The following is an 18,530-nucleotide window of genomic DNA, read 5'->3' as shown; positions in this document are numbered from 1 at the left end:
CGGCAGACGAGGAGAAGGGGCGATCATGTCCGGCATCCCGGCGCACACCCTGAACGACGGCCGTACGATCCCGGCGGTCGGGCTCGGCACCTATCCGCTGGACGACGACGCGGCGGAGCGGGCGGTGTCCGGGGCCCTCGGTCTCGGCTACCGGCTGGTGGACACCGCGCTGAACTACGGCAACGAGACCGGTACGGGGCGTGGCATCGCCCGCAGCGGGGTGCCGCGCGAGGAGGTCGTCGTCACGACCAAGGTGCCCGGCCGGCACCACGGTTACGAGAAGACGCTCGCCTCGTTCGAGGAGTCCCGGCACAACCTCGGCCTGGACTATGTGGACCTGTACCTCATCCACTGGCCGCTGCCCAAGGTGGGGCTTTACGTGGACACCTGGCGGGCTCTCATCAAGCTGCGCGAGGACGGGCTCGTCCGGTCGATCGGGGTCTCCAACTTCACCGCGGAGCATCTGAGGCGGCTGGAGGACGAGACGGGCGTGGTGCCCGCCGTCAACCAGATCGAGCTGCACCCCCGGCTGCCCCAGGAGGAGCTGCGCGCGGCGCACGCGGCGATGGGGATCGTCACGCAGAGCTGGAGCCCGCTGGGGCGCGGCCGGGATCTGCTGGCCGACCCGGACGTGGTGGCGGTCGCCGAGGCACACGGTGTCACCCCGGGGCAGGCGGTGCTGCGCTGGCACACCCAGCTCGGGGCCGTACCGATTCCGAAGTCGGCCGACTCGGGGCGGCAGCGGGACAATCTCGACCTGTTCGGCTTCGAGCTGACGCCCGAGGAGCTGGGGCGGATCTGCGGCGGCCGCAGGCAGCGGTTCGGCGGGGACCCCGAGGAGCACGAGGAGTTCTGACGCTCCCGTTCCGCTCCCCGGGGTAACGGCGCGTCAGCCGCCGAGTTCGGCGTGGCGGGCGGTCAGCCGGGCCGTACCGCGTTCGGTGAGCGAGCCGAAGAGGCGGAGCCGGGAGATGCCGCCGTCCGGGAAGATGTCGATCCGGACCTGGTCGGCGCGTACGGCCACGGGCAGCACGAAGCGGTGGTCGGTGTCGGGCTGGAGCCGGGTCCGGGGCAGGAATTCGGTCCACGCGCCGGTTTCCGCGTCCCGGGCGGTGAGCCGGGCCCAGCCGGCCGCGTTGCCCTTGAGGCAGGCGGTGTCGATCTCGACGGCGCGGATGTCCGCCTCTTCGGCCAGGTGGTAGTGGATCCAGTCGTTGCCCCGGTCGCGGCGGCGCCGGGTCTCCCAGCCGTCGTCCATCTTGTGGGAGCGGCCGGGCTGGATGGTGTTGGTGGCCGGGGAGTAGAAGCGGTCCGACGCGTCCTCGACGCGGCCGCCGTTCTCCAGGGCGACGACGTCGAACGTGCCGAGCGCGGTCAGCCAGGCGGGGTCGGGGGCGACCTCGCCGTACACCCGCAGGCGGGCGATGCCGCCGTCCGGGTGCTGGTTGAGCCGCAGATGCGTGAAGCGGCGCTCGACGTCGACTGCGAAGCCGTTGGCCGCGTGGCCGCCGACCGCGGTACGGGGGACGAGCGTCGTCCACTTCACGTCCGGGGCGAGCAGTTCCTCGGGCGAGGGCGAGCCGGGCAGCGAGACGGCCTCGACGGAGACGGCCTGCGGGTAGTTGCCGCGGAAGTGGGCGGTGTCCACGACCAGGCCGCGCACGATGCCGGGGGCGCCGAGGCGGATCAGCGCCCAGTCGTGGTCCTCGTCCACCGGGTGCGGCCGCTCGGCGCTCGCGCCGCGCCGGCGGCGGGTCTCCCAGCCGTCCATGATCTTGCCCTTGTGCCCGAAGCGCTCCGGGTCGAAGTGGGCGGGCTCCGGCTTGAGCAGGTTCTCGCGCTCGGCGAAGAACTCGTCGTTGGCGGCGATCACGCCCGCCCCGAGCCGCCGGTCGGCGAGGTCCACGAGGTGGGTGAAGGGGTGGTCCGCGGTGCGGTAGTCGGCGTACGGGTCGCCGCCGCCGTACGGGTTCGCGTCGCCGGTGAAGTGCGCTGTCGCCGTCATGCCTGGGAGTCCCTTGTCTGGAGGCGGCCGGTGGGTTCGGAGAGCACGCCGTCGGCGGCGATGCGTACGCCGCGCAGCCAGGTGGAGCGCACCACACCGTGCAGGGTGCGGCCGGCGTAGGCGGTGACCTGGTTGCGGTGGAACAGCTCGGCCGGGTCGACGGTGAAGGCGGCGTCGGGCGCCAGAACCGCGAAGTCGGCGTCGCGGCCCGCCTCGATGGCGCCCTTGTGGTGCAGCCCGGCGAGGGCGGCCGGGGCGGCGGACATCCAGCGGGCGACGTCGTCCAGGGTGTGGCCGCGCCGGCGGGCCTCGGTCCAGATGGCGGGCAGGCCGAGCTGGAGGGAGGAAATGCCGCCCCAGGCGGAGGCGAAGTCCGGGGTCTTGAGGTCGGTGGTGCACGGCGAGTGGTCGGAGACGATGCAGTCGATGGTGCCGTCGGCGAGCCCCTGCCACAGCGCGTCCTGGTTGGCGGCCTCCCGGATCGGCGGGCAGCACTTGAACTCGGTGGCCCCGTCCGGGACCTCCTCGGCGGTGAGGGTGAGGAAGTGCGGGCAGGTCTCGACGGTGAGCCGGACGCCCTCGCGCCGGGCGGCGGCGATCAGCGGCAGCGCGTCGCTGGACGAGAGGTGCAGGACGTGGACGCGGGCGTTGAGCCGGCGGGCGTGGGCAATCAGGCCCTCGATGGCGGTGTTCTCGGCGTCGCGCGGCCGGGAAGCCAGGAAGTCCGCGTAGGCGGGGCCGGGCCGCTGCGGCGCGGATGCCAGGTGGTGGGGGTCCTCGGCGTGCACGATGAGCAGCCCGCCGAAGCCGGCGATCTCGGCCATGGACCGGGCCAGCTGCTCCTGGTCCAGCTCGGGGAACTCCTCGACGCCGGACGGCGACAGGAAGCACTTGAAACCGAACACCCCGGCCTCGTACAGCGGGCGCAGGTCCTTGACGTTGCCGGGGATCGCACCGCCCCAGAAGCCGGTGTCGACGTGCGCCTTGGGCCCGGCGACGCCCTGCTTGACCCGCAGGTTCTCCACCGTGGTGGTGGGCGGCAGCGAGTTGAGGGGCATGTCGAGCAGCGTGGTGATGCCGCCGGCCGCCGCCGCGCGGGTGGCGGTCCAGAAGCCCTCCCACTCGGTGCGGCCGGGGTCGTTCACATGGACGTGGGTGTCCACGAGGCCGGGCAGCAGGACGTCGTCGCCGAAGTCCTCGACGCGGGCACCGGCCGGGGCCTCGGTGTCGTACGGCAGAACGGCGTCGATGGTCCCGCCGGTGACGGCGACCGAGGCGGGCCGGGTCCCCTCGGGGGTGACGACGCGCGTCGAGCGCAGTAGCAGCTTCTCGTCCGGACCGGACACCGGTGCTCCTCACTTCGCACTTTCAACGAACTGTTGAAGGAGTCTTCACTCGGGAGCGCGACCCGTCAAGACCCCTCCCCCGCACCGGGCCCGCCGTCACAGCCGCGCTGGAGGTTTCCACAAAGTAGAAGGTGAATTTCGGAGTACGGAACGTAGAATGGGCCAGGTGCCACCCGGCCGGGCCGCCGCACGGCCTGCGGACACCCGGACAAACGGGCGCTGACCGGCCAGGACGGCCCCCGTCGGCTGTGGGCCGTCCGGAAAGGGCCCGGTAGGCTGCTGACTTGCTCCTCCGCTTCGAAAGGACCGTTGTCGTGCCGCCGTCCCACGCCAGCACTTCCGACTCCAAGCCCGCCGGTTCCAGCGGCGGTGTGCAGTCCCTTGAGCGCGCCTTCGACCTGCTGGAGCGGATGGCCGACGCGGGGGGCGAGGTCGGCCTGAGCGAGCTCTCCGCGAGCAGCGGGCTGCCGCTGCCGACGATTCACCGCCTGATGCGCACGCTGGTCCTGTGCGGTTACGTACGCCAGCAGCCCAACCGGCGTTACGCGCTCGGCCCCCGGCTGATCCGTCTCGGCGAGTCCGCCGCCCGGCTGCTCGGCACCTGGGCCCGCCCGTATCTGGCCCGGCTGGTCGAGGAGACGGGCGAGACGGCCAACATGGCGCTGCTCGACGGCGACGAGATCGTGTACGTGGCGCAGGTGCCGTCCAAGCACTCGATGCGCATGTTCACCGAGGTGGGCCGCCGGGTGCTGCCGCACTCCACGGGCGTCGGCAAGGCGCTGCTGGCGCACACCCCGCCGGACGAGGTGCGCGCCCTGCTCGCCCGCACCGGGATGCCCGCCGCCACCGAGAAGACGATCACCACGCCCGACGGTTTCCTGGAGGCGCTGGACCAGGTCCGCCGGGTGGGCTACGCGGTGGACGACAACGAGCAGGAGATAGGGGTCCGGTGCCTGGCGGTCTCGGTGCCCGACTCCCCCACCTCCGCCGCGATCTCGATCTCCGGCCCGGCGGGCCGGGTCACCGAGGCGGCCACGGAGCGGATCGTGCCGATCCTCCAGCAGGCGGCCAAGGAGCTGTCGGACGCGCTGGCGAGCAGCGGTGCGACGGGCTGAGCGGCCATGAGGCGGGCCCGGACCTTTTGCGAGGTCCGGGCCCGCCCGCGTTTCAGGCCGCCGCCGTTTCGAACCGGAGCCGTTTCAGGCCGCCGCCGGGACCGTCAGGCGCCCGTCCAGCATCGTGACCGTCCGGTCCACGTGGTCCAGGTGGGCGCGGTCGTGCGTGACCAGGACCGTCGCCGTGGACCGCTCCCGGGTCAGCGTCACCAGCAGGTCCAGGACGGCCGCGCCGCGCTCGTGGTCCAGGGCGCTGGTCGGCTCGTCCACGAGCAGCAGGGCCGGGTCGTTCATCAGGGCCCGGGCGATGTTGATCCGCTGGCGCTGCCCGCCGGACAGCTGGTGGGGCCTGCGGCCGGCCTGCCCGGCGAGACCGACCGCGTCGAGCAGGTCGAGTGCCCGGGCCCTGGCCGCCCCGGCCCGGCCGCCCGACAGATGGGTCATGACCTGGAGCTGTTCCACGGCGGTCAGGGACGGCAACAGGTTGGGCTGCTGGAAGACGATGCCGATGCGTTCCCGCCGCAGCGCCGCCTTCTCCGCGCGCCCCAGCCCCGTGGTGTCCGTACCGGCGACGACGACCGCCCCGCAGTCCGGCGCGACCAGGGTCGCCGCCACCGCGAGCAGGCTGGACTTGCCGGAGCCGGACGGGCCGACGACGGCGGTGAGGGTGCCGGCGGGCACATCGAGCGCGACGCGGTCCAGCGCGGTGAGCCGCCCTTCGCCGTCCGGATAGGTGAGGGTGACATCGGTGAGCGTGAGGGTCATCGGGCACTCCCGAGCGCGGTGAGCGGGTCGACGGCGGTGATCCGCCGGATGGACAGGGCGGCCCCGGCCGCGCCGAGGGCGATCATCACGGCGGCCGGGACGAGGACCGTCGCCGCGTCCAGGACGAACGGCACGGCCCCGCCGGCGACCAGGGCGCCGATGCCGGAGGCGAGGGCGGTGCCCAGCCCCGTGCCGACGGCGAGCATCACGACGGCCTGCCCGAGCGCGTCCCGGAGCAGATACGGGGTGGAGGCGCCCAGCGCCTTGAGCACGGCGACGTCGCCGCTGCGCTGGATCGTCCAGACGGTGAAGAACGCGCCGATGACCAGGGCGGAGATGGCGAACAGGAAGCCGCGCATCAGCTGGAGCGAGCCGTTCTCGGCCTGGTAGGAGCCGATGGCGGTCAGCGAGTCGTCCAGCGAGAGCGTGCGGGTGCCGGCCGCCCGGTCACCGGCGGCCAGATCGGCGGCGCCGGTGGTGGTCAGGGCGATCACGGTGGCGCGCCCGTCCCCGCTCCCGGACCGCCGCCAGTCGGCGAGGTCGGTCCACACCACCGGGGTGTGGCTGTACGAGGCGTCGCCCGCGACGGCGGCCACGGTGGCCTCCCGGCCGCCGAGGGTCAGCCGGTCCCCCGGGCGTACGCCCAGCTCGTCGGCGCCGCCGCGCGAGAGCACCACCTCGCCGGGGCCGACCCGGGCGGGCGCCAGGCCGCTGCCGGGCTCGACGCCGAACGCGGAGACGGCGGCGGTGCGCTTCCCCGTACCGGCGGTGGCGTTCAGGGTGCGGATGCCGAGCGGGTGCGCGGACGCCACGCCGGGCCGCCCGGCCCAGGCGCGTACGGCGTCCTCACCGACGGCCGAGTCGGTGAAGGACACCGAGCGGCCGTCCGGCGGGGCGGCGAACGCGAGATGGTCGGCGTTCAGCCCGGTGACGGCCGAGGTGTTCTCCCGGGCCAGCCCGGCGGTCAGGCCGGACAGCAGGCCCACGAGCAGCGTGATCAGCACGATCACCGTGCCCATGAGCGCGAACCGGCCCTTGGCGAACCGTAGGTCTCTCCATGCGACGAACATGCGTCCAGCGTCGTTTCCCGCCGCCCCGGAAACATCGCCCCCGGGCTGGTGACGACATCAACCTTTCGATTGACCGGCTCCGGGCGGGCCGCGCCTAGGCTGGAACATCATGGAAACGCGTGTCCATCCCCCGGTCGCCGCCGCGCTGCGGCTGTGTCTGCACGGGCTGATGCTCGGCCTGCTGGCGCTCAGCGCCGTCAAGGCGTTCACCGACGGCCGCCCGCACCCCGGCGCGGTGACGGCGGTCGCCGGGGTGCTCGCCGGGGTGTACGTGGCGGGCGCGGCGGCCCGGTTCGTGCAGCCGGGAACCCGGGCGGGCGCGGGGTGGCTGGCGGTGCTCGGGGTGCTGTGGGCGGCGCTGCTGGTGCTGTCGCCGGACGCGCTGTGGGTGGCTTTCCCGCTCTACTTCCTCCAGCTGCATCTGCTGCCGACGCGCTGGGGCCTGCCCGCCGTGGCGGTGACGGCGGGCGCCGCCATCGCGAGCTTCGTGCTGCACGGGCAGGCGGTCACGCCCGGCACGTTCATCGGTCCGCTGCTCGGCGCGGCCGTCGCCGTCGCCACCGTCCTCGGTTACGAGGCGCTGTTCCGGGAGAGCGAGCGGCGCCGCGAACTCATCGAGGAGCTGGTCGCGACCCGTGCGGAGCTGGCCGGGGCGGAGCGCACCGCCGGCACGCTGGCCGAGCGCGAGCGGCTGGCCCGGGAGATCCACGACACCCTCGCCCAGGGACTGTCCTCCATCCAGCTGCTGCTGCGCGCCGCCGAACGGGCGCTGCCCGAGGACGCCCCGGCCGCCGCCCATGTGCACCGGGCGCGCGAGGCGGCACAGGACAACCTCGCCGAGGCGCGCCGCTTCGTCCGCGCGCTCACCCCGCCCGACCTGGCGAACGGCTCCCTGACGGCCGCCCTGGAACGGCTGTCGGCCCGTGCCACGACGCCCGCGCTCACCGTGCGGTTCGCGGTCAGCGGCACACCGGTCGAGCTGCCGACGCCCTACGAGGTGGCGTTGCTGCGGACCGCCCAGTCGGCGCTGGCCAACACCGTGCGGCATGCCGGGGCGGGGCGGGCGGAGATCACGCTGAGCTTCATGGACACCTCGGTGGCGCTGGACGTGGTGGACGACGGACGCGGCTTCGCGCAGGACGTCCCGGCGGCCGGTGCCACCGAGTCCGGCGGCTTCGGGCTGCCCGCGATGCGCTCCCGGGCCCGGTCGCTCGGCGGCACCCTGAGCGTCGAGTCGGCGCCCGGCCAGGGCACCGCCGTCGCGCTGACGCTGCCGCTGCCGGCGGGCCGGGCCGGGCGGGAGGCGGCATGAGCGCGGAGCCCGTCCGGCTGCTGCTCGCCGACGACCATCCGGTGGTACGGGCGGGGCTGCGGGCCGTCCTGGACACCGAGCCGGACTTCCGGGTCGTCGCGGAGGCCGCCACCGCCGAGGAAGCCGTCGCCCGGGCGGCGGCCGGCGGCGTCGACGTCGTGCTGATGGACCTCCAGTTCGGCGCCGGGATGCACGGCTCGCAGGCCACCGCCGCGATCACGGCGGCGCCGGACGCGCCCCGGGTGCTGATCCTGACGACCTACGACAGCGACGCGGACATCCTGGCGGCGGTCGAGGCGGGGGCGGCGGGCTATCTGCTGAAGGACGCGCCGCCCGAGGAGCTGGCGGCCGCGGTCCGTACGGCGGCGGCCGGGCGCTCGGCGCTGGCCCCGGCCGTCGCACACCGGCTGATGGACCGGATGCGCACCCCCGCCCAGGCGCTCACCAAGCGGGAGCTGGAGGTGCTGCAACTGGTCGGCGAGGGCCTGTCGAACGCGGAGATCAGCAAGCGGCTGTTCCTCAGCCAGGCGACCGTGAAGTCCCATCTGGTGCACATCTACGCGAAGCTCGGCGTCGACTCGCGCACGGCGGCCGTGGCGGCGGCGACGGCCCGCAGGCTGATCCGGCGCTGACCGCGGCGCGATCGGACCGGTCAGCGCTGCGGCGGCTCACCGAAGAGGTCGACGGCGACCCGGACGTCGCGCAGGGCCGCGGCCAGGGCGCTGACCGAGCCGATCGCGCCCGCGATCAGCAGCAGCGAGCGGCGCAGCCGGGGGATCTCGGGCGCCCCGCTGAGCGCCATCGCGTCCAGCGCGGCGAGCTCGTCCTCGGCGATGGCCCGGTCGGGGAACTGCCCGGGGTGCCCGGCCAGGGCCCGCCGGAGCCGGGAGACCGCGGTACGCAGCTCCGCCACCCTGGGGTCCTCACCGCTGCCGGTCACCCGCTCCTGCCCGACGCTCTTCAACAAAGCTCCCCCTCGCACACCCTTGTGCCGGTGTCGTTCCGACCGGTCCCGGGACCGTGGTCAAGTGTCCGGGGATGCGGGCAAGTTAACGCCATAAAAGGTGCCGGGCGCCACTCCGCGTACGTAACACACGCCGCTGAGGTACGAGGCGCTGGGCGGGAGCGGCCGCCGTGGGGTATCCAGGCGGCATGACACACGCACAGATCGCCGGACTGCTGCTCGCCGCGGGCGGCGGCCGCCGGCTCGGCGGACGCCCGAAAGCCCTGCTGGAACACCGTGGCGGACTGCTCGTCGAGCACGCGGTGCGCACGCTGCGCGCGGGCGGCTGCGGCCCGGTCCAGGTGGTGCTCGGCGCCTCGGCCGACGAGGTGCGGGCCCGGGCCCGGCTCGAAGGCTGCGGTGTGAGCGTCAACCCGGAGTGGACCGAGGGCATGGGCTCGTCGCTGCGGGCGGGGCTGGACGCGCTCGCGGGGACGGGCGCGGACGCGGCGCTCGTGCTGCTGGTCGACCAGCCGGGGATCGGGGCGGCGGCGGTGGCCCGGGTGTGCGCGGCGTACCGGGACCGGACGAGCCTGGCGGCGGCCTCGTACGCGGGGGAACGCGGGCATCCGGTGCTGTTCGGGGCGGACCGGTGGGCGGACATCGCGGCGGGTGCGGTGGGCGACCAGGGGGCCCGGGGCTATCTGCGGGCGCACCGGGCGGCGCTGACGCTGGTGGAGTGCGGTGATGTGGCACAGGCGTACGACATCGACACTCCGGCGGACCTTTCGCACCTGGAGTGAACGCCCTGGCACGCTGCGCCAGCACCCCGGCCGTTCTGTCGACCCGAAGAATCTCGACATCAACAAACCATTGAACTTCCACCATGAGGAAACTACTATCCACTGTTCAGAAGCCCTCTGCACCTCAGACGGCGGCCACAGCCGTATCCCGGAGCCCTGGCACGCCGTGCCGAATCGGGCGGCCCGGCGGCCGTGACGCCGTCCGCACCGCCCGCTGAAGGAGTGACAGCTCATGTCCGCACCAGCGCCGTCCTCGCTGGCCATCGTCGATGCCGAGCCCCTGCCCCGGCAGGACGAGGTCCTGACCCCCGCGGCCCTCGCGTTCGTGGCCGAGCTGCACCGCCGGTTCACGCCCCGGCGGAACGAGCTGCTCGCCCGCCGCGGTGAGCGCCGCGCCGAGATCGCCCGCACCTGTACGCTGGACTTCCTCCCGGAGACCGCGGCGATCCGGGCGGACGACTCCTGGAAGGTCGCGCCGGCCCCGGCCGCGCTGAACGACCGCCGGGTGGAGATCACCGGTCCGACCGACCGCAAGATGACCATCAACGCCCTGAACTCGGGCGCCAGGGTCTGGCTCGCCGACTTCGAGGACGCCTCGGCCCCCACCTGGGAGAACGTGGTCCTCGGCCAGCTCAGCCTGATGGACGCGTACAACCGCTCCATCGACTTCACCGACCCGGGGTCCGGCAAGTCGTACGCGCTGAAGCCCGCCGAGGAGCTGGCGACCGTCGTCACCCGCCCGCGCGGCTGGCACCTGGACGAGCGCCACCTCCAGCTCGACGGCACCCCGGTGCCCGGCGCGCTGGTCGACTTCGGCCTGTACTTCTTCCACAACGCCCAGCGTCTGATCGACCTCGGCAAGGGCCCGTACTTCTACCTGCCGAAGACGGAGTCGCACCTGGAGGCCCGCCTCTGGAACGACATCTTCGTCTTCGCGCAGGACGAGCTGGGCATTCCGCAGGGCACCGTCCGGGCCACGGTCCTGATCGAGACCATCACCGCCGCGTACGAGATGGAGGAGATCCTGTACGAGCTGCGCGACCACGCCTCCGGGCTGAACGCGGGCCGCTGGGACTACCTCTTCTCCATCGTGAAGAACTTCCGCGACGGCGGCGCCAAGTTCGTCCTGCCGGACCGCAACGCGGTGACGATGACCGCCCCGTTCATGCGGGCGTACACCGAACTCCTCGTCCGCACCTGCCACAAGCGCGGCGCCCACGCCATCGGCGGCATGGCGGCCTTCATCCCGTCCCGCCGCGACGCCGAGGTCAACAAGGTCGCGTTCGAGAAGGTCAAGGCCGACAAGGACCGCGAGGCCAACGACGGCTTCGACGGCTCCTGGGTCGCCCACCCGGACCTCGTCCCGATCGCCATGGCCTCCTTCGACGCGGTCCTCGGCGAGAAGCCGAACCAGAAGGAGCGCCTGCGCGAGGACGTCTCGGTGGCGGCCGGCGACCTGATCGCCATCGACACCCTGCACGCCAAGCCCACGTACGAGGGCCTGCGCAACGCCGTCGCCGTCGGCATCCGCTACATCGAGGCGTGGCTGCGCGGCATGGGCGCGGTCGCCATCTTCAACCTGATGGAGGACGCGGCCACCGCCGAGATCTCGCGCTCGCAGATCTGGCAGTGGATCAACGCGGACGTGGTCTTCGAGAACGGCGAGCACGCCACGGCGGACCTGGCCCGCAAGGTCGCCGCCGAGGAACTGGCCGCGATCCGCGCGGAGATCGGCGAGGAACCCTTCGCCGCCGGCCAGTGGCAGGAGGCCCACGACCTGCTCCTCCAGGTCTCCCTGGACCAGGACTACGCGGACTTCCTGACCCTGCCGGCGTACGAGCGGCTGCGCTGACGTCGGTACCACCGCACGGAAACCCCGCCCCCTGGCGTACGCCTCCGGGGGCGGGGTTTCCGCGTTCAGCCGGCCCGGATCGACGTGACCTCGTAGACCATCGCCGCGCTCGTCGCCGGGCCGTTGCAGGTCAGTTGGTGTGGTGGGGCGCGGTGTGCGGTGACCTCCACGTCGTACGCGGTCGTGCGGGGCGGGGGGCCGGTGAGGCGGATCAGCCAGTGCGGGCCGGTCCGGGAGGTGCCGGTGACCGTGTAGGCGTGGCGGCCCGCCGGGCCGAAGCGGGCGAGGACCGCGGCGACGGCCGCCTGCTGGGCCGGGAAGAGGTCGGTGTATCCGCGCAGGTGGGCGGCGTGGACCCGGTCGGCGAGGTGCTGGCCGACCACCGTCACGGCGGAGGTGGCGTCCAGGCCGCCGTAGTAGACGCCGTCGGGTGCGACGAGGACGTTGGCGGCGAAGCGGTCGCCGCCCACATGGGTGCACTCCCACACCGGGTCCGGCCACCGCTCGGCCAGCGCGCGGGCCGCCGGGCGTCCGCGCAGGGCGCAGCAGGTGTCGTGCCGGCCGTGGGCGCAGACGAGGACGACCGGCGGGTGCCCGGTCTCCCCCGGCGCGGCGAGCGCGGCGGCGGCGAGCGCCAGGTCCTCGTCGCGCTCCCAGGTCCCCCACTGCTGGCGGTGGGCGCCGGTGCCGTCGTAGCGCAGGACGGCCCAGCGCGGGGGGCCGGCCCCCTCGGGGCGGCGGCCGTGGCGGCGGATCAGGAGGATGCGGGCGCGCACCGCCCGGGCCGCCTCGTAGAGCAGGGACTTCGGCACGGGGTCGAGCGCGAGGCCGTCGTAGCCGTTGGCCGGCCAGGGCGCGTGGTACTCCACGAGGACCCAGACCAGGCCGTACGGGGCGGTGCCCGGGAGCGCGTCACCGCGGGCCCGGGCGGCGTCGGCGCAGAAGAAGCGTTCCGCTGTCACCGCAGGCGTTCCGCGCTCACTGAGCGGCCGGGACGAGGACACCGGCGCGCAGCAGCCTCCCCGCACAGGCGAGGCCGAGGTCACCGGCGGTGCGCACCTCGCCGGCGAGCAGGCGGGCCAGGGCGGGCAGATCCGCGTCCGGGAAGTCCAGCCACCCGACCCGGGTGACCAGGCGGTGGTCCTCCAGTCGGGCTTCCAGCGCGCCCCGGAGGCGGACCGGGGTGCCGGGGGCGAGTCCGTCGACGGCGGCGAGCTGGGCGAGCGGGCCGAGCGGGGCGGGGCGGGCCTGGGCGCGCCGGGTGCGGTGGAAGTGCGGGGCGGGGTCGGCGCCGGCGAGGGCCGCGCCGAGCCGTTCGCGTACCGGAGCGGCCTCCTCGGCCGGGTCCGCGAGGCCCAGCGGCAGGGAGCCGCGCATCCAGGGGTCGTCGCGCAGCTCCGCGAGCGCGGCGCGCATCAGCTGTTCGGCGAGGGCGTACCGGGTCCAGGTGTGGACGCCGAGCGTCAGATGGACGGAGACCTCGCCCTGCGCCTCGGCGGCGTGCAGCCAGCCGCGCGGCAGGTAGAGGACGTCGCCCGGTCCGAGCACGGTGTCCAGATACGGTGCGCCCCCGGCGGCCTCGGCGACGGCGCGGCGGTGGTCGGTCCAGGGCTGGTCGCGCAGCGGGTCGGGGTGGACGGGGCGGTGGACGATCCAGCGCTTGGCGCCCTCGGTCTGGAGCACGAAGACGTCGTGCACGTCGTAGTGGGCGTCGAAGCCGCGGTTCTGCGGCGGGGTGACGTAGGCGTTGGCCTGCACCGGGTGGCCGAGTTCGGCGGCGAGCGCGGTGGTGAGGTCGGCGACGGGGGCCCAGGTGCGCTGGAGGGCTTGCAGGACGAGGGTGGCGCCGTCGGCGAACTCCCGCCACAGCGCGGTGTCGTCGGCCTGGTCGCCGATGGTGGCGCCCGCCCCGGCGGGCGAGGTGAACGAGGAGTCGGGCAGCGTGGCGCCGTTCTTGGCGACGCGGAGAAACGGCGTCCGCAGTCCGCGCCGCGAGACGAGTTCGTCCACGGCGGCGGCCGGGAAGAGGTCGGAGAAGTCATCGGCCCGGCGGGTGAGCAGCGCCTCACGGCCCCAGAAGTCGCGGGCGAACGCCTCCCGGCTCGTGCCGGGCGTCAGGCGCGACTCCAGGACCCCGGGGGCCGCGCTCGCGGCCAGGGGGTCCTGGGTGCCGGTCGGGGATGTGCTCAAGAACGGTCCGCGCCGCCGTCGGCCCCGCCGTCGTGGACACCGGGGGTGCCTGCGGCGCCACCGTCGGCCGGACCCTCGGCGCCACCGTCCGCACCGCCGTCGTGGACGCCCGGCGTGCCGGACGCGCCGCCATCGGCCGGACCTTCGGCACCGCCGTCGGCGCCACCATCGGCACCGCCGTCGGCGCCGCCGTCGTGGACGCCGGGCGTGCCCGCCGCGCCACCGTCCGCGGGGCCTTCCTGCTGGTTCGGGTCCTGCTCGGGGCTGGTCATGATTCCTCCCGCGCATCGAACGGCTGGGGCCGGACCCGTAACGGAGCCCGGTGGTCAGGCACGGCGGTGCCACGGGGGCACCGCCGCGACCAGCCTACCGCTATGGGCGGTAAGTCTCGATTTGAGGGAAATCAACCAGTGACGGGCTATTTCAGCCCGTTGTCCAGGGCACCCATCAGCGTGCCCTGGGTGGTGTCGCCCGACATCTCCCAGACCATGACGCCGAGCAGCCCCTTGTCCTTCACATAGTCCGTCTTCTTGCCGATGGACCAGGTGTCGTCGAAGGACCACCACTGGCTGCCGGTGTAGCCGTACGTCGAGATGGACTGCTCGTCGTGATGGACCGTCATCGTCGGATAGGCGCCGATGAGGTTCGAGTAGCCCCGTGTTCCGGCCTCCTCGGCGAACTGCCCGGGTGCGGCTCCGCCCGCCGGCTGCCACTCACCGGCGACGCCGCCGTCGGTGACGCCCTGCCAGCCCCGTCCGTAGAAGGGGATGCCGAGGGTCAGCTTGCGGGGTTCGACGCCCGCGTCGGTGTACGCCTTGATGGCGGTGTCCGCGCTGAAGTGGAAGTCGTACGGGTCCTGCTCGTCGTTGTAGAGGTTGGCCTGGTGGCCGGTGCGGTCCGGTTCCCAGGAGTTGTCGCTGCCGGAGCCGTGGAAGTCGTAGCCCTGGACGTTGGCGACGTCGAGCGAGTCGAAAACCTTGGACAGGTCCCAGCCCTCGTCGATCTTCTGCGGGTCGGCGGGGGTGAAGGCGGTGAGCAGGCGGTGGCCGCCGCCCAGTGCGTCGAGCTGCTTGCGGAACTCGGCGAGCAGCAGGGTGAGGTTGTCCTTGTCGTCGGGCGAGTAGTGGTTGCCGGGGTGCCCGGTGCCGGTGCCCGGCCACTCCCAGTCGATGTCGAAGCCATCGAAGATGCCGGCCGCGCTGCCCGGGCCGCCCGCGCCGTTGTACTCGGGCAGGTTGCCCTTGATGTACATGTCGATGCAGGAGGAGACGAACTTCTTGCGGGCGGCGTCGGTGGCGGCGACGTCCGAGAAGTACTTGGAGTACGTCCAGCCGCCGAGCGAGACCACGATCTTCAGGTCGGGGTGGAGCTGCTTGAGCTTCTTCAGCTGGTTGAAGTTGCCGCGCAGCTTGCCCCAGCCGTCGTCCGCGACCCCGTCCACGGACTGGGCGGCGCTGAACGGGCGGGCGTAGTCGGCGTCCGCGTCACCCGCACCGGTGCCCTGCTCGGGGTCCTGGGGGTCGGCGGTGGTGCCCTTGGTGACTCCGTTGAGGCAGGTGAGGTTGTTGGGGTCGATGTTGGCGAAGGCGTAGTTGACGATGTCGAGCTTGTCGGCGGCGCCCGAGGTCTCCAGGTTCTTGACGAAGTACTGGCGGCCGTAGATGCCCCACTGCACGAAGTAGCCGACCTTCGCGTAGTTCCCGGCGCCGACGATGTCGTCGGTCTTCACGGTGAGGGTGTTGCTCGCCGGGGAGGCGTTGTCGGCGGCGTCGCGGGCCTTCACGGTGAAGGTGTACGAGGTGGAGGGCGACAGGCCGCCGACGGTCGCGGTGGTCGTGGTGCCGGAGACCGTGGTGGCCAGGGCGGAGCCCCGGTAGATGTCGTACGCGGCGACGCGCTGGTCGTCCGTCGACGCGGCCCAGGCCAGCGTCACGGACGAGGAGTCGGTGGCGGTGGCGCGCAGGGCGCCGGGGGCCGTCGGGGCCGAGGTGTCGGTGGCCGGGTCGACGGTCGTGACGGTCAGCGGGGCGCTCTCGGCGGAGACGTTGCCCCGGGTGTCCTTGGCCCGGACGGTGAACGCGTAGGCGGTGGCCGGGGTCAGGCCGGTGACGGTGGCGGAGGTGGTCGCGGTGGCGGAGCCCACGACCTCGCCGTCCGCCAGGATGTCGTACGAGGCCACGGGGAAGTCGCCCGCGTCGGCGGCCGTCCAGGACAGCGACGCGGTGCGGGCGGTGACGTCGGTCTGCTTCAGCCCGCCGGGCGCACCCGGGGGCGCGTCGGCGGAGCCGTCGCACTTGTCGCCGTTGATCCGGCACCCGGTCGGTGCGGTGATCGGGCCGGTGGCGACGAACCAGAAGCTGTACGGCTCGGTGCTGCTGTGCGCGGCGACCGTGCCGTTGTAGTGCGCGTTGACGGCGGTGATGTGGCTGCCCTGGGTGGTGGTGGTCCCGTTGTACGAGGACTGGATGGCGACCCCGGAGGGCAGGTCGAACTCCAGGCTCCAGCCGGTGACGGCGGTGTCCGTGTCGTTGTGCAGGACGTAGGTGCCCTTCCACCAGGGGCCGTTGTCGGCGGAGGTGAAGTCCGCCGTGAGCTTGCCCGCCGCGTGCGCGGGGACGGCTTGCAGCGACAGGAGCGCGAGGAGGAGGCCGAGCACGGCGAGCAGTGCGGTCGCCGTTCTCCGTCTCAGTGGCATGTGCTCGAACATGGTTCTCCCTTACGGCAGGGACCGGTGAGGCGGTCCTCGGGGAGGTGCGGATGTCGTGCCATGGAGCACACGGGAAGGTAATTGGTCTGGACCAAGTCGTCAATAGGTACAGACCACTTGAAGCAAAGCCGGCTCAGTCACCGAGCACCACCGTGCGGGCCGCCGAGAAGTCGCCCCACTTGCCGTCCGGGAGCTTGGCGCGGAGCTTCATCGAGTAGCGGGTGCCGCGCGGGTCGGTGACGGTGAGTTCGTAGTGCGCGCGGCCCGTGGGCGGCTCGCCGCCCCAGACGATCGTGGTGGTCAGCTTGCCGTTCATGTACAGCTGGTACGCGGGGATCTTGCCGCCCGTCTCCGGCTGCTCCCAGTCCAGTTCGACGGTGTGCGCCTTGCCGTCGGCCCGGTTGGTGATCCGGAGGTCGGCCGGGGCGGTGGAGGCGGGCGCGCCGGGGGCCGACGCGGTGGTGAGGTCGAGGCTCTCGCTGTCCGGTGACGAGGTGTCGGCCGCGTCCCGGGCCCGCACGGTGAACGTGTAGATGGTGCCGGGGCGCAGCCCGGTGAGCCGTGCGGTGGTCTGCGTACCGGGCACGCTGTGGATGCGGGAACCCTCCTGGTAGATGTCGTACGCGGTGACGCCGACGTCGTCCGTGGAGGCGCCCCAGGACAGGGTCGCGGCCCGGCCGCCGTCCGCCTTGCCGCGCGGCTTGCCGGGCCGGGTCGGGGGCTCGTGGTCGGCGGGGGTCGGGGCGGGGGTGGTGACGGATGCGGCGGTGCTCGGCGCGGAGAGGTTGCCGGCCGCGTCGCGGGCGCGGACGGTGAAGGTGTAGGCGGTGGAGGCGGTGAGCCCGTCGATGTCGATCATCAGCCGGCTCGCGGACACCGACTTGACCTTCTCGCCCTGGCGGTAGACGTCGTAGCCGGTGACGGCCGTGTCGTCGGTGGCGGCCTGCCACATGACATGCGCGGAAGTGGCGCTGCTCGCCTGCGCGGTCACCCCGTGCGGTGCGGTCGGCTCGTCGGTGTCCGTGTGGGCCTCGGAGCCACAGGCGGTGGTGAGCGCGGCGAGGAGCAGGACGGCCGAGCATGCCGACGCGGCATGCGTGTGGGGGGATCGCACGGGTCTTGCCTTCCATCCGGGAGCAATGGTCCAGACCTGTATCGCATGGCGCGGGGGTCGCCGACAAGAGGGCCGGCGAGACGACGGAGCGGAACCTTCCGCAATGTGCCGGTGTGCCCCCGCCCCTGGGCACACACGGAGCCTGACGTACCGTCGGCGGATGCTGTGCGTACGAGGTACGGCATGCATCTGGACCCCGGGCTGCTGGACCGGATGGCGGCGCAGGGCACGGCGTTCGTGCCGACGCCGGCGGCGTTCGGCAGGGGCGTGGACGCGATGCGGGCGCGGGAACCGAGCGTGCGCCGCGATCTGTGGCCGGCCGGCTGGGAGACCATGTCCGGCAACGTCCGGGCCGCCCACGAGGCGGGCGTCACGGTGCTGGCCGGCACCGACTCGTTCCCCTGCGGGACCGTCGCGAGCGAGGCGTCCTGGCTGCTGCGGGCCGGGCTGCCGGCCGAGGCGGCGCTCGGCGCGGCGTCCTGGACGGCCCGGTCGTGGCTCGGCCTGCCGGGCCTGGTGGACGGGGCGCCGGCCGACCTCGTCGCGTACGGCACCGATCCGGCCGCCGATCCCGCGGTGCTCGACCACCCCCGCCGGATCGTTCTGCGGGGACACATGGTGCGTTGACCGATGAGTTGGCGGCGGTCCGGCAGTCTGCACTCGTATGGATACCCGACCACTTGACCTGGAACCGGCCGCGCGCCGGATCACCGCACAGCTCGACGCCCTGGACGACAGCGCGCTGGAGGGCGCGACACCCTGCCCCGGCGTGACCGTGGGCGCCCTGCTCGCCCATGTCGCGGGCCTGGCCGTCGCCTTCCGCGACGCCGCCCGCAAGGAATCCGGACCGACGGCCGAAGCACCGCCGGCCATCGAGTCCGGCGTACTCCCCTCCGGCTGGCGCACCACGCTGCCCGCCGCGCTCGACGCCATGGCGGCCGCCTGGCGCGCCCCCGACGCCTGGGAGGGCATGACCAGGGCGGGCGGCGTGGACCTGCCCGGCCGGGTCGCGGGCATGGTCGCGCTCAACGAGCTGGTCCTGCACGGCTGGGACCTCGCCAAGGCGACCGGGCAGCCGTTCGACGCCGAGGAGGCCCACTTGCACAACACGCTCGCGCTGCTGGCGAACCAGAGCGACGACCCGGCCCCCGGCTCCCCGTTCGGGGCACCGGTGAAGGTCCCCGATGACGCACCCCTGCTGGACCGGGCGGTGGCCAGGGGCGGGCGGCGACCGGACTGGCGGCCGGGGGACTGAGGAGCGCGGGGCGCGCGGGGTCGGGGGCTGAGGGGGGCGCGGGGACTCGGGGC

At 73.6% G+C, this 18,530-nt stretch carries 18 protein-coding genes; 8 read left to right on the top strand and 10 right to left on the bottom strand.

Features of this window, described 5'->3' with window-relative positions:
- The first annotated feature begins 25 nt into the window (after positions 1–25).
- Entirely contained in the window at positions 26–856 is an 831-nt protein-coding gene (locus OG338_RS25810) for an aldo/keto reductase (RefSeq protein ID WP_405939605.1), read from the top strand.
- A 33-nt stretch (positions 857–889) separates the two neighbouring features.
- Here OG338_RS25810 and alc read toward each other — a convergent pair whose 3' ends face one another.
- Positions 890–2,005, bottom strand: coding sequence for an allantoicase (gene alc, locus OG338_RS25805; protein WP_405939604.1), 1,116 nt, complete (start codon positions 2,003–2,005; stop codon positions 890–892).
- The gene (allB, locus tag OG338_RS25800; RefSeq protein ID WP_405939603.1) at positions 2,002–3,351 is read right to left on the bottom strand and encodes an allantoinase AllB; all 1,350 of its coding nucleotides are present in this window, start codon (positions 3,349–3,351) and stop codon (positions 2,002–2,004) included. Before allB ends, alc begins: the two co-directional genes overlap by 4 nt.
- Before the next feature lie 314 nt (positions 3,352–3,665).
- Here allB and OG338_RS25795 point away from each other — a divergent pair, with 314 nt between their 5' ends.
- Positions 3,666–4,466, top strand: a complete 801-nt coding sequence (locus OG338_RS25795) for an IclR family transcriptional regulator (protein WP_405939602.1) — start codon at positions 3,666–3,668, stop codon at positions 4,464–4,466.
- An 84-nt stretch (positions 4,467–4,550) separates the two neighbouring features.
- Here OG338_RS25795 and OG338_RS25790 read toward each other — a convergent pair whose 3' ends face one another.
- Together OG338_RS25790 and OG338_RS25785 are read right to left on the bottom strand one after the other, a co-directional pair.
- Positions 4,551–5,231, bottom strand: coding sequence for an ABC transporter ATP-binding protein (locus tag OG338_RS25790; RefSeq protein ID WP_405939601.1), 681 nt, complete (start codon positions 5,229–5,231; stop codon positions 4,551–4,553).
- Complete coding sequence (locus OG338_RS25785; RefSeq protein ID WP_405939600.1) at positions 5,228–6,301, bottom strand: ABC transporter permease; 1,074 nt, start codon at positions 6,299–6,301, stop codon at positions 5,228–5,230. The genes OG338_RS25790 and OG338_RS25785 overlap by 4 nt, the downstream gene beginning before the upstream one ends.
- Before the next feature lie 109 nt (positions 6,302–6,410).
- On the opposite strand from OG338_RS25785, the gene OG338_RS25780 reads away from it, so the two are divergent.
- Together OG338_RS25780 and OG338_RS25775 are read left to right on the top strand one after the other, a co-directional pair.
- Positions 6,411–7,613 carry a sensor histidine kinase gene (locus OG338_RS25780; protein ID WP_405939599.1) on the top strand — a complete coding sequence of 401 codons (1,203 nt, stop codon included), beginning with the start codon at positions 6,411–6,413 and terminating at the stop codon, positions 7,611–7,613.
- Entirely contained in the window at positions 7,610–8,245 is a 636-nt protein-coding gene (locus tag OG338_RS25775) for a response regulator (protein WP_405939598.1), read from the top strand. The genes OG338_RS25780 and OG338_RS25775 overlap by 4 nt, the downstream gene beginning before the upstream one ends.
- A 20-nt stretch (positions 8,246–8,265) precedes the next feature.
- Here the strand turns inward: OG338_RS25775 and OG338_RS25770 are convergent, their stop codons facing one another.
- Positions 8,266–8,580, bottom strand: coding sequence for a DUF5955 family protein (locus OG338_RS25770; protein ID WP_026171170.1), 315 nt, complete (start codon positions 8,578–8,580; stop codon positions 8,266–8,268).
- A 185-nt stretch (positions 8,581–8,765) separates the two neighbouring features.
- Here OG338_RS25770 and OG338_RS25765 point away from each other — a divergent pair, with 185 nt between their 5' ends.
- Positions 8,766–9,359, top strand: a complete 594-nt coding sequence (locus tag OG338_RS25765; protein ID WP_405939597.1) for an NTP transferase domain-containing protein — start codon at positions 8,766–8,768, stop codon at positions 9,357–9,359.
- A 232-nt stretch (positions 9,360–9,591) separates the two neighbouring features.
- Positions 9,592–11,211 carry a malate synthase A gene (gene aceB / locus OG338_RS25760; protein WP_405939596.1) on the top strand — a complete coding sequence of 540 codons (1,620 nt, stop codon included), beginning with the start codon at positions 9,592–9,594 and terminating at the stop codon, positions 11,209–11,211.
- 65 nt (positions 11,212–11,276) lie between these two features.
- On the opposite strand, the gene OG338_RS25755 is transcribed toward aceB, so the two are convergent.
- From OG338_RS25755 to OG338_RS25735, 5 genes are all read right to left on the bottom strand, one after another.
- Positions 11,277–12,173 carry a sucrase ferredoxin gene (locus OG338_RS25755; protein WP_405939595.1) on the bottom strand — a complete coding sequence of 299 codons (897 nt, stop codon included), beginning with the start codon at positions 12,171–12,173 and terminating at the stop codon, positions 11,277–11,279.
- A 16-nt stretch (positions 12,174–12,189) separates the two neighbouring features.
- Positions 12,190–13,401 carry a cupin domain-containing protein gene (locus OG338_RS25750; RefSeq protein ID WP_405939594.1) on the bottom strand — a complete coding sequence of 404 codons (1,212 nt, stop codon included), beginning with the start codon at positions 13,399–13,401 and terminating at the stop codon, positions 12,190–12,192.
- Positions 13,398–13,673 (bottom strand): BatC protein, encoded by a 276-nt coding sequence (locus OG338_RS25745; RefSeq protein WP_405939593.1) that lies wholly within the window; start codon positions 13,671–13,673, stop codon positions 13,398–13,400. The genes OG338_RS25750 and OG338_RS25745 overlap by 4 nt, the downstream gene beginning before the upstream one ends.
- Before the next feature lie 146 nt (positions 13,674–13,819).
- Positions 13,820–16,108, bottom strand: a complete 2,289-nt coding sequence (locus tag OG338_RS25740; protein WP_405939592.1) for a glycosyl hydrolase family 18 protein — start codon at positions 16,106–16,108, stop codon at positions 13,820–13,822.
- A 133-nt stretch (positions 16,109–16,241) separates the two neighbouring features.
- The gene (locus tag OG338_RS25735; protein WP_405939591.1) at positions 16,242–17,222 is read right to left on the bottom strand and encodes a fibronectin type III domain-containing protein; all 981 of its coding nucleotides are present in this window, start codon (positions 17,220–17,222) and stop codon (positions 16,242–16,244) included.
- Positions 17,223–17,405: 183 nt separating this feature from the next.
- Here OG338_RS25735 and OG338_RS25730 point away from each other — a divergent pair, with 183 nt between their 5' ends.
- Positions 17,406–17,849 carry a hypothetical protein gene (locus tag OG338_RS25730; protein ID WP_405939590.1) on the top strand — a complete coding sequence of 148 codons (444 nt, stop codon included), beginning with the start codon at positions 17,406–17,408 and terminating at the stop codon, positions 17,847–17,849.
- Between the two features lie 37 nt (positions 17,850–17,886).
- Positions 17,887–18,477: a TIGR03086 family metal-binding protein gene (locus OG338_RS25725; protein ID WP_405939589.1), complete on the top strand. Its 591-nt coding sequence runs from the start codon at positions 17,887–17,889 to the stop codon at positions 18,475–18,477.
- Positions 18,478–18,530 lie beyond the last annotated feature (53 nt).

Origin of the sequence: Streptomyces sp. NBC_00726 (assembly GCF_045161735.1) — a bacterium.
Lineage (GTDB): Bacteria > Actinomycetota > Actinomycetes > Streptomycetales > Streptomycetaceae > Streptomyces.
This window is presented reverse-complemented; position numbering and strand designations above follow the sequence as displayed.

Excerpts from the sequence above, each read along its gene's own strand:
- OG338_RS25810 (WP_405939605.1), top strand. The coding sequence starts at position 26 with ATGTCCGGCATCCCGGCGCACACCCTGAACGACGGCCGTACGATCCCG.
- alc (WP_405939604.1), bottom strand. The coding sequence starts at position 2,005 with ATGACGGCGACAGCGCACTTCACCGGCGACGCGAACCCGTACGGCGGC.
- OG338_RS25790 (WP_405939601.1), bottom strand. The coding sequence starts at position 5,231 with ATGACCCTCACGCTCACCGATGTCACCCTCACCTATCCGGACGGCGAA.
- OG338_RS25785 (WP_405939600.1), bottom strand. The coding sequence starts at position 6,301 with ATGTTCGTCGCATGGAGAGACCTACGGTTCGCCAAGGGCCGGTTCGCG.
- OG338_RS25780 (WP_405939599.1), top strand. The coding sequence starts at position 6,411 with ATGGAAACGCGTGTCCATCCCCCGGTCGCCGCCGCGCTGCGGCTGTGT.
- OG338_RS25775 (WP_405939598.1), top strand. The coding sequence starts at position 7,610 with ATGAGCGCGGAGCCCGTCCGGCTGCTGCTCGCCGACGACCATCCGGTG.
- OG338_RS25765 (WP_405939597.1), top strand. The coding sequence starts at position 8,766 with ATGACACACGCACAGATCGCCGGACTGCTGCTCGCCGCGGGCGGCGGC.
- aceB (WP_405939596.1), top strand. The coding sequence starts at position 9,592 with ATGTCCGCACCAGCGCCGTCCTCGCTGGCCATCGTCGATGCCGAGCCC.
- OG338_RS25745 (WP_405939593.1), bottom strand. The coding sequence starts at position 13,673 with ATGACCAGCCCCGAGCAGGACCCGAACCAGCAGGAAGGCCCCGCGGAC.
- OG338_RS25740 (WP_405939592.1), bottom strand. The coding sequence starts at position 16,108 with ATGTTCGAGCACATGCCACTGAGACGGAGAACGGCGACCGCACTGCTC.
- OG338_RS25730 (WP_405939590.1), top strand. The coding sequence starts at position 17,406 with ATGCATCTGGACCCCGGGCTGCTGGACCGGATGGCGGCGCAGGGCACG.
- OG338_RS25725 (WP_405939589.1), top strand. The coding sequence starts at position 17,887 with ATGGATACCCGACCACTTGACCTGGAACCGGCCGCGCGCCGGATCACC.